Below are 15,249 nucleotides of genomic sequence, written 5' to 3'. Positions count from 1 at the left end.
TACCTAGCCTTCCGATGTTTGATCGTTATTACTGGATGATGGGGTTATATCCTTCTTTGCGGTCTCCGACATCGGGCCCTTCAAACCCGGTCGTGTTGCCGGTGTCTTAAATGGTGACCGCCATATGGCATCCTTCTGATGCTTGAGACCAAATGGAGCGAACGGTGAAAGATAAGGAATCCCGAAAGACCGTAAACTGGTCAGGTGTGCGACAAGCAGAATCGAGCATATAAAAATCCCGTAAAACCCCAATGTAGTAGCCGCTATCATCATAGGAAACCGAATTAACCTTGCTGAAGTGGAGAGAGTAAAGCCAGGCATGGTAAAGCTGGCAATCCCCGTAAAAGAAACGACGATTACCATCATCGCCGTCACGATGCCTGCTTCGACTGCGGCTTGCCCAAGCACGATAGCTCCGACAGTTGAGACCGCTTGACCGATCGCCCGTGGCATTCGGGTGCCAGCCTCCCGCATAATTTCAAATGCTGCCTCCATTAGAAAAGCTTCAAAAAAAACGGGGAAAGGGACCCCTTCGCGCTGAGCTAATAAATTGATAGCCAAAGGCGTCGGAATCATTTCGTGATGGTGGGTAGCCACTGCGATGTAAATGGACGGCAGCAGCAAGACCACAAAAAAACCGAAGTATCGGATCAGCCGCATGAATACGGTAAATTCAACCCGCTGGTAGTAATCCTCCGCCGCTTTAAAAAATTGCGAAAAAGTGGTCGGCAAAATCAGAGTGTTGGGCGTGCCGTCAACCAACACCGCGATCCGTCCTTCTAGCAAATTGCCGGCCACTACATCTGGCCGTTCCGTATTGTACACAGTTGGAAACGGTGTGTACGTCTGATCCTGAATCAAATCCTCGACGTAACCCGATTCCAGGATCGCGTCGATACGAATATCCTTCAAGCGTTTTCTCAATTCATCAACAAGGCGGTCTTCGGCAATGTCTTTGAGGTACATAATGGAGACAGTGGTCTGCGAGATATTTCCGATTAGCATCGTTTCCAGCCAGAGATTCGGACTTTTCAATCGCCGTCGAATCAAAGCTACATTGGTTCCGATCGATTCATTAAAGCTATCCTTAGGTCCGCGTATATTAACCTCGGTTTCGGGCACCGGTACAGGTCTCTGTTCGCCGCCTTTAAGATTTCCAATGATACTACCTGCGTAGCCGTCGACCAAGACGACGATATCTCCCGATAATAAGGCATGCATCATGCCATTCCAGTCACTCTGCTGTTTTATATCACCAACGGTGACCGCTCTGGCTTTAATGTTCTCAAAGACATACTGAGGACTGTTCAGTTTCGGCGATACCATATCTTGCGGTTCAATCAATAATGAGCGGGCGACAAAGTCATTGACTTTCTCTATATCCGTCAAGCCTTCCATGTAGATCGCTGCAACCCAGGTCTCCGGACCGCCCCCTATCAGAAACGTACGTGTAATCAAATCCGGACTATTACCGAGTTTCTGATTGATTCGTTCCAACGTATCATTCATGTGTTGTTGAAGAGGATGATTATTCTCCTGAAATCCTATCTCATGGATCATTTCTTTTTTCTCTTTTTTCTTAGGAAATAATGATTTGAACAGCATAGAAAAAGGCCCCTTTTTTAAAACTATTCTATTTACCATTATTCTCCACTTGTGTGTCAGCTATTCAAGCTTGATAATGTGCCGGTCAGCTGGATGGATGATTGCGCATGATGCGTCCCGGTCTTATTTTTCATCAACCGACAGAGGATACGGCATTCGGTCCGCTTAGTCGCATTGATCATGCTTTACTGAATACAGGTACTCTTGTCGGCATGCATGAGCACCGTAATGACGAAATTTTTAGTTACATGTGGCGTGGGACGATGGTTCATGAGGATACGTCCGGCGATAAAACGCCGATCTCACCCGAGAGGTTGATGATGATGAACGCCGGCAGCAGTTTCTTTCATGAGGAATCGGTGCCAAGCGGACAGGAAATCGAAACACCAAAGGTACCGGGGATGACAGCTTGGGTTTACGTGATGGATGGCAGCGTTATCGCTAATAAGTGGATTTAAAGAAAGGAGACGCGATCTCTGACTCGGAAGATGAACTTCCTACACTACACACAACTAGCGATACGACACTGGTTGCTTTCTTGGTCGATATGCATGCACCAGCAACCTTGTCTGGGTGGTTCAGCGGCTTTGGCGAGGGGTATGCTTGATTCAAAACCGGAAGCTCGATTCGAGCTTCCGGTTTTTGATTATTAGAACAGGGAAGTGAATAATTCAATTCGGTTAACAATATAAATTATTTTCTTATATCGTTAAAATTAAAAATGACATACAAAGGATGTATTATCGCACCTGTAATTTTTAATTTAGTAATTCATAAGTTATATACCCTATAACCATTAATATAATTATAATTCCAGTTCCTTTCCATCCCAAACCACCATATAAATCAGCTAAATTTCCAAATTCAGCAGAATTCGCTCCATCACTAAACGCACCAAAAGGGTTATTTTTTAATTCCTCTAGTCTTAAACGTTCTCTTAGTTCTTCAGGTGTTTCTTTTCGAGAATCCATTAAGCCACCTCTTGAATAAATCTGCTTTATTCTTATTCTTCATTTGCGGTTACCTTCATTCTCTCAGGTGATTCTAAATATCCTGTTGCGAGTGAGACAAACGGTACTTTTGGTCATACAATTTGTGCATAAGCGGATGGGGCACTTAGCTTTTGTATAAATTTCCCTTCGTCAAAAAACTCGCTGCAGACCACCAAATGCTCAGTCAAACTAACTGAATCATTTTTGCTACTGATCTCATCTAACTTTTTGACCAGCGCAGTTGCCTCATCAAACATGGTGAAGCGGCCTACATAGGTAATCGAAAACTCCATCAAGTAATAACCGTTGCCGGTTTCTTCTGTCGTATTCAAGATCAAGGTTACATCCGGTGCTGAATCGTCTTCATCTTCATACGAATAAATATGGATTTCCCACGTTTTCGAGCAGTCGCAGCAATAACAATCATCATGCTTGTACTTGTCCAGTTCAAACCAGCCTTTTTTCATCTATTTCCCTCCTTTTTTCAGTTTTTTAGCAACACGTTTTACACTTTATCATCTTCGCTATCCATATCAACATTATCGGTGCCACTACCTCCTGAATCTTGCGTCAATCCTGCCTTTTCCCGGCAAGCTGCTAGTTCCCGCCAAACATGAGCGCCATTTCTGCTTGCAAAGATTTGATATTGTCAAAATCAAAAAAGGACATTATCTCCATTTTTGTTTCTTCGTCATAAGCTCAACTCATTCTAGGAATTCAACAAGGAAAAATTATAACAAAAATAGAACGTAAGAAAATCTGTGAAAAGTCATGAGCTGCATAATAAAAAGGCAAAACATTTGATCTCAAAGCATGACAAATCTCATGCTTCCATGCCAAAAGTCATGCCCTTTAATTATAAAAGATGACGCACGAAAAATACGGCTGCTTGTGTCCTGTCTCGCAGCCCCAGCTTCGCTATCAGATTGGAAACGTGATTTTTCACGGTACCTTCCGTAAGATACAACAAACCTGCAATTTCTTTATTATTGAACCCTTGACCCAATAATGCGAGCACATCTTTCTCTCGTTCAGTCAATCGTCTCAGCTCATCCGGCTCATCTTTACTTAATTGCTGTGCCTGATCCGGGTTTAAATCAGACATTTTTTTCATTTCTTTGAGCAGCATCGCCGTGATCTCGTGTTGGAGCACCGTMCCGCCACTGTACACCGATTGAATCGCACAGATGATCGCCTCCGATGGCATATCCTTCAATAAGTATCCATGAACGCCTTTCTCCAATACTCTGAGAATGAGTTCCGCGTCATCGAAGGTGGTCAGAATCAATACCTTCGTATCTGGAAAATGCTTGAGGATCAATTCCGATCCTTCCACGCCATCCATTCCCGGCATTCGAATATCCATCAACACTACGTCCGGCTGCCATTCGACTACTTTGGCAAAGGCATCTCTCCCGTCCTCAGCGGTTCCGACCACTTCCATACCCGGCTCCAAACCGATGATGGTCGCAAGTCCGTCCCTCATAAGCCGCTGATCGTCGACAATCAGGATTTTCAATTTTGTCGCTCCATTTCCGTTTTAGAATAAGGAAACTTAACTTCAACTGCAAAGCCCATCTTCTGATCCGCCCTAAAATGTACTACTCCGTCCCACTCCTTCACCCTTTCTTGTAAATTCATCAAACCAAATCCCGGCTGCAGTTCGGCAGGCAGTTCTCCATCATTATGTATGCTTAAAGAAAACTCGGTTTCGGCATAAGCCAACAAAATGACAACATTGGTCGCATGGCCATGCTTCTGAGCATTGGTAAGGGATTCCTGTACAATTCGATAAGTCGTTAATTGAAGACCGCCCGGGAGGGCAATGGGTGTACCTTCGAATTTAAAGACAGTATGAACATTTGCATTTTTGGTGAACTCATCTGCTAAGCAGGCGAGGGTTTCATTTAAAGAAGTAGATGTAATTGACTCATCTTGTATAGCCCTTACGGATAAACGCACCTCTTGCAAGGCAGATCTAATTAAATCCTCGCATTCCAAATAGGTCTGCTCACTGCGTAAAGCATCCAGCCTGCTTAGCTTGCGAGCCACTTGCATTTGAACTAACAATGCCGTCAGTTTATGACCAACCGCATCATGAATATCCCGTGCAATTCTCACTCTTTCCCTCGCGGCTGCCCACTCCTCCGTTTGGCGTGCATACTCCTGCAGCCGGTCGTGGGATTGCATCAATTGCGTATACAGATTCATGGAATTCTTACTTGCCCTTTGATGAAAATTAATCAAGGAGCTTACAATACATGCAAACACGATGAACGAAGTGGAAATAAAATAGCTATTTACATCAAACCGTTGATACAAATACCAATCAATGCTGCCCATTGTAACCAAATAAAGCAATAGTAACGATATACCAGTGACGATGAGCACTCGGGTATTTTTTACAAACATGAAAATGGCTAAAGCCGTAATTCCATTAAATAAATGATTGGGGAATTTGCCATCGAAATAAATATAGCCATAAGCAGCGGTTACCAAAAAATCGATGATCAGGAGCTGCACTAGCCAATGTTTTTTCATGGTGGAGTAAAATAGATTAACGAAAAGAAAAACCATCAAAGAAAATACAACAAAACTTAGTCTCCAAAAGATCGCAACCGAGTTTTCAAAATAAAACAAACCGGTCAGGACTAAATCATAAACAAGCTTCAACCCGAAAAGCCATCGCAGCGAAAATGGATTTTTCCATACGATATCCGTTAATTTCAGCATCAGCTATAGCTCCCTTATCATGCAACTCCATGTTTGTTCTGGATAAAGTTAAAAAAACCGAATCTTGACCGATACAAACGGACAGTCAAGTTTCGGCTTCTAAGAGCCTAAATCAGCCTTTTTCCTCTTCGATATAGTTTTAACCATAACGCGAAGTCCTATTAATGCATTTTGAAATATCTTGCTCCCCCTTCTCGTTTTCGAATTAAATTGATGATTATTTCACTTGATTCGTACCCAAACAACCCAAAAAGGAGCTGCCTCAAGGCAACTCCTTCTAACAAAAGAAATCTGCGGCCCAGAACGGACCGCAGATTGACATTTAAGTAGTAAACTTGGAGCATTTAAACCCGTTTCCTGATTCCGATTAACGAAGCAGCTTGAATGACGTGCGAAGTTCTGAAATAAAGTGCTCCGGCTGCTCCCAAGCTGCGAAGTGTCCGCCCTTAGGAAGTTTATTGTAGTGGATAAGATTCGGGTACGCTTTTTCTGCCCAGCTCTTCGGCGCTTCATAGAGATCATCCGGAAAGACGCTGACGGCAACCGGGAGTTTGACACCTTTGACGGCGAAGAAGGAATGTCCAGCTTTAGCATTCTCCCAGTAGATACGAGACGCGGAAACGCCGCAATTCGTAAACCAGAACAGCGAGATGTTGTCCAGAACGTCATCGCGCGTTAAGCCTTCTTTGACACCGGCAAAAGATCTCGAGATCATATCAAGGCTCTTCCAGTCGTGGTCAAGCATAAAGGCTGCCAAACCGACAGGCGAATCCACCAGTCCGGTCAGTGTCTGCGGGCGCGTTCCCATCATAGCAGCGTAGGCGAATTTATTTTCTCCAACTTGCTCGCATGCTTTCTTCTCTTCGTCTGAGAGACCGGATGGCAGCGGGTTACCGGACCAAAGTGCCGCATCAACGTCTGGCGGAATGACGCCAGCCATGCTAGTGTGCAGGCCGATCAAGCCTTTAGGCTCCTGAACACCCATAAAGTCAACGACAATCGCACCCCAGTCGCCGCCTTGCGCCACATACTTCGTGTATCCAAGGCGAGTCATCAGCTCTCCATAAGCACGCGCGATGCGTTTAGGATCCCAGCCAGTCGTAATCGGCTTGCCCGAGTACCCGTAACCAGGCATCGATGGAATGACCACATGGAAAGCATCCGATGCACTTCCCCCAAATGCCGTAGGATTGATCAGTGGTTCAATAAGCTTCATCTGCTCAATGATCGAACCCGGCCATCCATGCGCAACGATAACCGGCATAGCATCCTCATGCTTCGAACGAACGTGGATGAAGTGAATGTCCAGACCATCGATCTCGGTAATAAAATTCGGCACGGCGTTGATCTTTGTCTCAATCTTGCGCCAATCGTAATCATTCGCCCAATAACGCGCGAGTTCCTGAATCGTCGCGAGCTGTGTGCCTTGCGATTGATCCGAGACCGTTTCCTTCTCAGGCCATCTTGTCGCGTTGATACGTCTGCGCAATTCGGTTATCTCCTCTTCCGGAACATTCACATGAAACGGACGAATAGCGTTCTTGTCTTGTTGTTGTGTCATTTTTTCAATCTCCTTTTTGATTAGCATGAATTTTTGAGTTTGTGCGTGTGGCCGTCAACTAGCGCAGCGATCAGAACGCCGCGGGAATTTTGCATCGAAAGGCTCTGGCTGTTACCAGAGACGGGTACGAGTTCATCTTGCCGTAGCTGCATTCTCATCCAAAAGCAAAGCTCCCACCCGGTTCATACGGATTCCACTCTTCGTAACCATCTATATACGTTTTATTGGTTACTCGATGTACTATATCATGATCCACTAAGGATTACAAGTAACTATCTATTATTTATTTTGATTGTTACATTTACAGCTTTTTCACAAGAAAAAAAGGGAGCTGGAGCACAATGTTAGGGGGCGATATTCTTAATTAAGGAAAATAAGTCTGTGACAAAGCGGGGAGTTCCAAGCTCGGTGAAATGGATTAGGGAATTTGCGCTGCCAGCAAAGGCACACACGAGACTCTCTTGTCGTAGATGGAGTCCCATCCAATACGCAAAGTTCCCACTCGATACATACGAATTCCTCTTTCATGTTAGTAACTATTTATATTTGTTTTATTGGTTACATTTTAAACTTAAACATGAACCGCTATGGCCGTCAAGTCACTAGCTAAGGAATGATTTGGATGTTACAATAGAAACATTTCCACATGAAAACAAGGGAGTTGTGGCGCGATGTTATGGGACGATTTTCTGAAAAGCGACTATCACGACTGGAGAGGCAGCGGTCACTCCGAAGATCGACTGGACAAGCCGGGATGGTTGGAACAATGGCTGACTTTCCACAACCTTCCCTATCCGGGCGCTCCGTCCGCGGAAGAACTGGATGATCTGAAACGGTTGAGAGGGCACATGCTTCGTATCGTCCAAAAGTCGACGGTGAACGAGTTCGTGGATCCCGTCGATCTCGAGGGGCTGAACAGGGCGCTGTCGAGCGGACCAATGAATCTGCGCATCGTGGAATCGGATTCAGGTTATCGCTTGGAATCCACTCCTTTACGAGCAGGCTGGCACCGCATCGGAGCAGAGGTGGCTGCTTCCTTCGGCCGCATACTCACGGAGGGCGATCCCTCCCGCTTACGCATTTGCGACAATCCGGATTGCCAGGCGGTTTACTACGATGAAACCCGGAATCGTTCCAAACGGTTCTGCGACGATAAAGTTTGCGGCAACCTAATGAAGGTCCGGCGGTTCCGCGCACGCCAAAAAGCCGCCAAAACCGGCGGCTCCTCGATACACGGTGCTTCCGAAACCTGATTCCACAAAAGTAACCGTTTCAGCTTTTTCCGAATTTATGGTACAAAGAAAAGAGCACAACATCATCATCAGGTACTTCCTAAAACACAAATAATTTAGACCCTCAGCAACGGGCTGAGGGTCTAAGTTATATATTTAAAAAGGGGGTCGAGGAAATAACTACTCCATAAATAGATTCTTATCCAATCTGGATATAAACACCATTATTTAACGACTCCATGCGGATCAATAACAAATTTCCGGGAAACGCCACGATCAAAATCTTGATAAGCTTTTGGAGCCTCATTTAATGATATAAGTGTGGCATTCACGGCTTTAGCAATTTGCGCACGTCCGCTCATGATCGCCATCATTAATTCTCTGTTGTATTTCATAACTGGCGTTTGGCCTGTCACAAAAGTGTGGGACTTAGCCCAACCGAGACCAAAACGAATTTTCAATGTTCCAATTTTCGAATCCTCATCCACAGCACCCGGATCCCCTGTTACATAAAGTCCCGGAATTCCTAAACTACCGCCTGCACGAGTAACTTCCATAATGGAGTTCAATACAGTTGCTGGCGCTTCGCCATGCCCCTCCCCATGCCCATGCGCTTCAAAACCAACACAATCTATCGCTGAATCTACTTCAGGAGATCCCAAAATTTGATCAATTTGTCCGGCCAAATCACCATTCTCACGAAGATTTACTGTCTCACAACCAAAGCTTTTCGCTTGGGCAAGACGATCTGCATTTAAATCACCGACGATAACAACCGCTGCCCCTAGCAATTGAGCAGAATGCGCTGCGGCAAGACCTACCGGACCTGCACCAGCAACATATACCGTTGAACCCGGGCGAACCCCAGCACTAACCGCACCATGATAACCTGTTGGAAAAATATCAGAGAGCATAGTTAAATCAAGAATTTTTTCCATTGCTTTCTCTTTATCTGGGAACTTCAATAGCTGAAAGTCTGCGTATGGAACCATGACATATTCGGATTGTCCGCCAACCCACCCGCCCATATCCACATAACCATAAGCAGAACCAGGACGATCTGGATTAACATTTAAACATATATTTGTATTACGTTCTCTGCAACTGCGACAACGTCCGCAGGCAATATTAAAAGGAACAGAGACCAAGTCACCCTTTTTTATAAACTCGACATCACGACCCACTTCAATAACTTCACCTGTTATCTCATGACCTAAGACAAGACCGGATGGAGCCGTTGTCCTTCCTCTAACCATGTGCTGATCGCTTCCGCATATATTTGTTGTAATCACTTTCAGGATAACCCCGTGCTCACATTTACGTCCTACATTTAATGGATTTACACCGGGACCATCCTTCAATACCAAGTCTGGATATGCTGTATCTCGTACTTCAACACTTCCCGGTTTACTATAAACAACTGCCTTATTCCCAGACATGTTCTCATCTCCATATGCTAGATTTTTAAATTGATGTCTTGGTACTTTATCAGTCTGTAAGCCAAATTAATAAGGAATATTCTCCTCGTAATTATGCCAGCGTAAGCTTAGTTATACGTCCATCAAAGATCCATTCAGCAACGTAGACAGACCCTTTGGAATCTACACAAACACCGTGCGGTGAGCTGAATTTATTATCCTTGTAGTAAGACTTAGGTAAATTCGGCCAGCCTTCTTGTTTGTAAGCCTGCTGATCTTCACCTAAATGACAGATCAACCGATCATTTTTATCGAAGATCGTAATCCGACTGTTTAGGTCTGGGAAGAAAAGTTCGTCTCCGTGATAATAGAAGCTGCAGGGCTGATCCATATCATCGACGATGACTCTTTTGAAATCGCCCTGTAAGGTGAAGACTTGAATCCGATGATTGCCACGATCCGCTACATATACTTCCTCTATACCACTACGAATATCAATGGAAATACCATGTGGGCAGTTCAATTGTCCTAATTCCGTACCTTTCCCACCCCAAGAACGAATATATTCCCCTGCTGCCGTATATTGATGAATCCAGCTTTGTCCATAACCATCGGATACATAAATATCGCCATTTGCCGAAACAGCTACATCTGTAGGGATATATTTAAGCTCCTCGTTGTATATATCAGGACGATCAGGCGTTCCCAATGTCAATAAGTGCTTTCCGCTTAAATCCATTTTTACAACATTACCGCGAGAAGTGTCTGTGATAAAGAGGTATTCACTATTTTGCTCCTTATGAAGATAAAATCCGTGTGCGCCACCCTCGAACTCTTCGCCCCAAGCCGATTGAAATTCCCCAGTCTCATCGAATTTGAAAATGGAGGACTTTCCTGTATGAAAGACATAGACGTTATCCTGTTGGTCTACGACGATTCCATGTGTATAGCCAAATTCCAAGTGAGCAGGAAGCTTTGCCCAATCTTGGACAAGATCATAGCTGCGTGCCGTATTTCCTAATTGCGGTACTTTGTTTGTGATCATATTTAAATCCTCTTTTCCTTAGTTAAGTAATTAGATCTTGTTTTTGTTTGCAAAAGCTTAAGTCTATTAATGATAGTGTTTTCTATTATGGTAGACTTCCAAGCTATATTAGTCTTTGAATTAATAAGACTTAACTTTGCACTATATGGACATTATGATGAGTAAACGGGGATTCTGATCATTGGCTTCTTCATTAAAAGAACAGGGGAAGGCTTTTCAGTCTCCCCCTGTTCTTAGTTAACCTAGTATTAATCTAACAAGAGCTGCAAGATTTAATTCACCTTTTCTTTAAGTTCCAACATCCCCAAGATCATGATCACTGCTTCCGCTCTCGTTGCGTTCTCATTCGGTGCGAAGAGGTTCTTCCCGCGACCCTTAATGAGATTCGCTTCATACGCTGCGGCTACAGAGGGTCTTGCCCACTCAGCTACTGTGCGTAATCGTTATAAATGAGACTAGGAACTTAAGTTCGGAATGCGAACCAATAAAAACAAACTGACTCCGACATTAAGGCGGAATCAGTTTGTTTTTTCTTTAGGCGCAAATCACTGCCTTGTTCTTAGAGCTAGATTACGGTTCGAGCCCACCGAATCAGGATGTCCGCTTGTTGTTTCGTAAAGGATTTTCCGGATTGACCCGTTACTTTACCAATATAGTCGGCCATCATGCTTTTTGCCGCGTCTATTTTTCCGCTGGCAGCGGCAGCTTTCGCCTGATCCAATTTAGAATTCAATGATGTTGCAACACTGTCCCATCCTTTAACATTCGTTGCCTGCAGAAACGCAGTTGTTACTGTCTTTAAGCTGTCAAACGTTGCCTTAACCGTAAACGTATGCGTAGCCGTCGTTTTATGACCCGCCACGTCCTCCGCTGTGACCGATACCGTATTCTGACCGGACAATAGAGTATACGCTTTGGCCTGAAGCAGTGGGTTAGCGCATGGTGTACCGTTTACGCCCGAAATGACATCGGTCGCGCTGCACGTCATGGTAACCGTCTGGTCAATCGTATACGAAGGTGCGCCTGTTATTTTCACCACAGGTGACGTAAGGTCGATTTTGACCTCAATCGATTTGGCTTCCTCCACATTGCCCGCCTTGTCTACGCTCCAGTAAACAAGTGTATGAACGCCTTCTTTGGACAATACGACCGAATTACCTGTTTGCTTGGCACCATCATCTACCGTGTAATAGGTGTTAGCAACACCGGTTCCGCTGTCAGTTGCTTTCAAGAGTACGGTGACGTCTTGCTTCGCCCAACTGCTAGGCGCATTGTCCGTTGTCGTTGGTGCTTGTTGATCGACTACTCTGTAAGTAGCCTTCGCTTTTACGGCTGTTCCTTCAACGGATCCGTAAACGTTAAACACACCCACTTTTGCTACCATGTCTACAGTGATTTCCTCCCATACAACGTCCACTAACCCTGTTGTTCCATCGTTGTATACAGCCTCAACCTGTGCAGGAAGTGTTGGTATTTCACCTTGTTTCGTATCTACAATAACCGATTTGTAGTCTACGATCGTCTTTACCTCTTCTTTCACTTCAAAGACATTAATCTCAGCAGCCGATGCATACCCGTTTACGCCCGCCGTTGCTTCGAGCTTGACATACGATGCATTCGTCGGTGTAAAAGTTGCGACTTTCTCCGCAATGTCGTTTGCCCAAGTTCCGCTTGCAACCTTGGCAAAGTCCACTCCATTCGTACTTACATATACGTTATAGCCTGTAATAATTCCGTTGCCGCCTCCTGATTGCCTTGGCAAATAGGCGATTGTATTGATATTAAAGGTCCCTCCAAGGTTTAACGTAATCGATTGGGGGAGCACGTCGGATTTATTCCATTTTGTATGCCAAATCGTTGTTGGGTTTCCATCAATCGCCATGGAGGCTGCGTTATTTTCACCACTCGTCTCCTGGCTTGTCGCCGTTGCCGTCATTTGTGACTGAGGGATAGTATCCCTAGTTACAGCAATTGGCATAGGACGACTTTCAACGGTTACCCCGTCTAAAGTAACCTTTACAACAACAGTCGCATTAAATCCACGACCAATATCGCCTTTAACAATGATCGTATTGCTGCCCTCAACAACCGAGAGCCTTTGATCACTAAATTGATATTCTACAGTAGCCCTTGATAAATCGGCTGTTTCACCTGTACTTAACAAGCCCTCAATTGTTGCAACGATAGGTTGGTTAGGTTTAATCACCGTTTTATTTAGAGTAACGTTAATGTTGCTTAAATAGGAGTCTGTATAGATTTTTCCTGACTTGTCAACGAAAAGATACGTAACATATTCAATCGGACGTCCACCGATCGTTACTCTAATCTTCAGCTTTGCCATGCCTTCTGAAACAGCGGTTAGCAGGTTTGAATCCCCTACCGTAATAATATCCTGGTTTTCGCTTGTTACTACGATATCAGCAGCTTCATCAATCGGTTCACCATTGCCCTTGAAAGCTTCGATTTCAAATTTGCCTGTAGTCGCATCAATCGGCTTATACTCATATTCGAAGCGATCAAATAAATTCGACTTATCTATCCCGTTTATGGCCACTTCAAGCAAATCAATCGTTGACCCGTTTGAACCGCCATCAAATAGTAATTTAACGTATTGAGCATCCGTGTTTAATGCGTATTGGTCATAGAATCCAAAATACGCAGTACCCGTCGGACCGTTAACGGTTTTGACATCAATCCATTCCACGCCATCAGCGCTCGTTTGAATTTTTATTGTTTTAGGCGTATTGATATATCTTTGATCCAAAGAATTAAAGTTAAGATTGATATTGGCAATGTCGGACTTTGCCGGCAGCTTAAATTGAATCCATGCCTTTTCACTTGCGGGTACCGACCATTTGGACCCGTCAAAATGAATGCCGTCAATTGTTTTTCCATCAACTAGATTTTTTGCCTTATCTTGAGCATGACTCGCTGTAATTTCAGTGGTTTCTGCAAGATTTTGGTATGGCAGCAGGTCCATGAATATTTTATTTGTTGTAAATGTATTGCCGTCTAAAGTTACATCAGCCCAAACGACTCCCCGTGTAGGTTGTTCTACGAAAGGCGTTATAATCTCATCTTTCTTGAAAGTAAACGTATTTACTTCTTTGATAGCCACGGGCTTATATTTGTCACCCGCTTTTAAATCAACGACACCGCCGTGCCATTGAATTTGCGCCGCATCAAGCCCTATTGCTCCGCCTTTCGATGATCTGCCTTCGATTTGATAGCAGAGTTTTTCTAGTGTACCAAACTCGCCGTAAGCTTCTTTTCCATTCACGAGTAAGGTTGTGCCGATCATGCTCTCGCCAACATAAATTTTGCCGTCTCTTGCTGTTACTTTTAATGTATCCTGTTTCATTACACCTTCATAAGTACCGCTTAAGGTGATGCTTGTTGTTCCGTTTGATACCGGAGTTACGATTCCTTTATCGTCAACCGCCGCTATGCCTGGATTCGCGCTATCATATGTTAAACCTGAAAGCGCGGCTTTAAGCGCCGGATATGTCATATATCCCTCAGCGTTGATTTTAAGCGATGAAGGCGTTAACTGTTCACCCGTTGCCTGTACATTTGTAAGCTTATATTTGCGAGCAGAATTGTCCGTTACAATCTTGATGATCGTATCGATCTGATCCTCCTGGACATTGGCAAGATTGATTGTCAGGCTGTCTCCATTTTGCACAAAAGAAGTGACTGGAATATCCTCGTTCAACCAGGTTACGGATGTCACATGATCTGGAACCGGACGAATGGTTAAAGACCTTCCAGGAATGGCATCAAACCCTTTTTTGCTGTCAGGTCCTTTCATAATATGAAGATAAACATTGTTGTCTCTGGACGTTGCGTATCCCCATTGTGGACCTGTAGTACTATTAGCTAAAGCAAATTTTTCAGCATTGCCTTTTCCATCATCTTCATAGCCATAGCCTGAGAGGAAATATGGCATTGTACCCGTTGTAGACTCATGTCTTTCCGGTTTTCCTACAGGTGCAAACCATGCTGCCAAACTTTCTCTTACATCAATGTATTCCTGCTCTGCTTTAGGATACCTTGTCGCAATTTCCTCAGGGGAGTTCCAATTGGGCCCGCGGCTATCTACAGGCGTCTGATCATTATTATCCACATAGCCTCTGCTGACATTCATTACCATTTCCTTGACAACTTGCCTGTAGTCATCTCGTTTACCGTAATATGGAGATAAGCCGTTTTTGGTGTGTATCATTTTCCATGGTTCCATCGTAGTACGTTTTAAAAGATGATTTGCAGYGCCATTAGAGTAAATACCAGATGCTTCTTCGGTTCTTAAATCAGGGTCTCCATACTCTGCCCCCCATGCATTGGAGTTTACGATAATTTCATCGCTATAATTGCGTACAACGCTGTATATCACATCAAAATTTTGATTCGGTATCCCTTGCGGCCCATCATAATAAATGTAGTCAGGCGCATACCGTTCAATCAAATCAATCTGATTCTGTACATAGACGTCGGTCGTGTAATATGGCACCCCGCCGCCATAATATAAACCGAATTTCATTCCATGACGTTTTACTGCCAGTTCAAACTGTTTCAACCCATCTACTACTTTGCCGTTTTCGTCTTTTGGAAGATACATATGCCTCTCATGTTTTGGATCCGCAAACTTGGACGGCCAAAGATA

The 15,249-nt window shown here is 44.2% G+C and carries 12 protein-coding genes and 1 pseudogene; 2 read left to right on the top strand and 11 right to left on the bottom strand.

Features of this window, described 5'->3' with window-relative positions; translation table 11 throughout:
* Positions 1–3: 3 nt before the first annotated feature.
* Complete coding sequence (locus tag AC1DLI_RS30390) at positions 4–1,605, bottom strand: spore germination protein (RefSeq protein ID WP_477608814.1); 1,602 nt, start codon at positions 1,603–1,605, stop codon at positions 4–6.
* A gap of 107 nt (positions 1,606–1,712) precedes the next feature.
* On the opposite strand from AC1DLI_RS30390, the gene AC1DLI_RS30385 reads away from it, so the two are divergent.
* Complete coding sequence (locus AC1DLI_RS30385; RefSeq protein ID WP_477608812.1) at positions 1,713–2,063, top strand: pirin family protein; 351 nt, start codon at positions 1,713–1,715, stop codon at positions 2,061–2,063.
* 300 nt (positions 2,064–2,363) lie between these two features.
* Here the strand turns inward: AC1DLI_RS30385 and AC1DLI_RS30380 are convergent, their stop codons facing one another.
* From AC1DLI_RS30380 to AC1DLI_RS30355, 6 genes are all read right to left on the bottom strand, one after another.
* Positions 2,364–2,576: a DUF6366 family protein gene (locus AC1DLI_RS30380; RefSeq protein ID WP_477608810.1), complete on the bottom strand. Its 213-nt coding sequence runs from the start codon at positions 2,574–2,576 to the stop codon at positions 2,364–2,366.
* Positions 2,577–2,689: 113 nt separating this feature from the next.
* Positions 2,690–3,064 carry a hypothetical protein gene (locus AC1DLI_RS30375; RefSeq protein WP_477608808.1) on the bottom strand — a complete coding sequence of 125 codons (375 nt, stop codon included), beginning with the start codon at positions 3,062–3,064 and terminating at the stop codon, positions 2,690–2,692.
* A gap of 389 nt (positions 3,065–3,453) precedes the next feature.
* Positions 3,454–4,116 (bottom strand): response regulator, encoded by a 663-nt coding sequence (locus AC1DLI_RS30370; RefSeq protein ID WP_477608806.1) that lies wholly within the window; start codon positions 4,114–4,116, stop codon positions 3,454–3,456.
* Positions 4,113–5,270: a sensor histidine kinase gene (locus AC1DLI_RS30365; protein WP_477608804.1), complete on the bottom strand. Its 1,158-nt coding sequence runs from the start codon at positions 5,268–5,270 to the stop codon at positions 4,113–4,115. The genes AC1DLI_RS30370 and AC1DLI_RS30365 overlap by 4 nt, the downstream gene beginning before the upstream one ends.
* 427 nt (positions 5,271–5,697) lie before the next feature.
* Entirely contained in the window at positions 5,698–6,891 is a 1,194-nt protein-coding gene (locus tag AC1DLI_RS30360; RefSeq protein WP_477608802.1) for an epoxide hydrolase family protein, read from the bottom strand.
* A gap of 20 nt (positions 6,892–6,911) precedes the next feature.
* Positions 6,912–7,049, bottom strand: coding sequence for a hypothetical protein (locus AC1DLI_RS30355; RefSeq protein WP_477608800.1), 138 nt, complete (start codon positions 7,047–7,049; stop codon positions 6,912–6,914).
* 513 nt (positions 7,050–7,562) lie between these two features.
* On the opposite strand from AC1DLI_RS30355, the gene AC1DLI_RS30350 reads away from it, so the two are divergent.
* Positions 7,563–8,144, top strand: a complete 582-nt coding sequence (locus tag AC1DLI_RS30350; protein WP_477608798.1) for a CGNR zinc finger domain-containing protein — start codon at positions 7,563–7,565, stop codon at positions 8,142–8,144.
* Positions 8,145–8,347: 203 nt separating this feature from the next.
* Here the strand turns inward: AC1DLI_RS30350 and fdhA are convergent, their stop codons facing one another.
* The 4 genes and pseudogenes from fdhA to AC1DLI_RS30330 all read right to left on the bottom strand — a co-directional run bounded on the left by fdhA (position 8,348) and on the right by AC1DLI_RS30330 (position 15,204).
* The gene (gene fdhA, locus AC1DLI_RS30345) at positions 8,348–9,562 is read right to left on the bottom strand and encodes a formaldehyde dehydrogenase, glutathione-independent (RefSeq protein WP_477608796.1); all 1,215 of its coding nucleotides are present in this window, start codon (positions 9,560–9,562) and stop codon (positions 8,348–8,350) included.
* A 91-nt stretch (positions 9,563–9,653) separates the two neighbouring features.
* On the bottom strand, positions 9,654–10,586 hold the full coding sequence (locus tag AC1DLI_RS30340) for an NHL repeat-containing protein (protein WP_477608794.1): 933 nt from the start codon (positions 10,584–10,586) through the stop codon (positions 9,654–9,656).
* Positions 10,587–10,858: 272 nt separating this feature from the next.
* A pseudogene (locus tag AC1DLI_RS30335) lies at positions 10,859–11,005 on the bottom strand (S-layer homology domain-containing protein); the annotation flags it as partial.
* Positions 11,006–11,151: 146 nt separating this feature from the next.
* A complete protein-coding gene (locus AC1DLI_RS30330; protein ID WP_477608793.1) occupies positions 11,152–15,204 on the bottom strand; it encodes a discoidin domain-containing protein in 4,053 nt (1,350 codons plus the stop codon).
* Between the last annotated feature and the right edge of the window lie 45 nt (positions 15,205–15,249).

Source organism: Paenibacillus sp. 01T443 (assembly GCF_056398325.1).
Note: the sequence above shows the minus strand (reverse complement) of the source record. Positions and strands in the feature narration are given on the sequence as shown.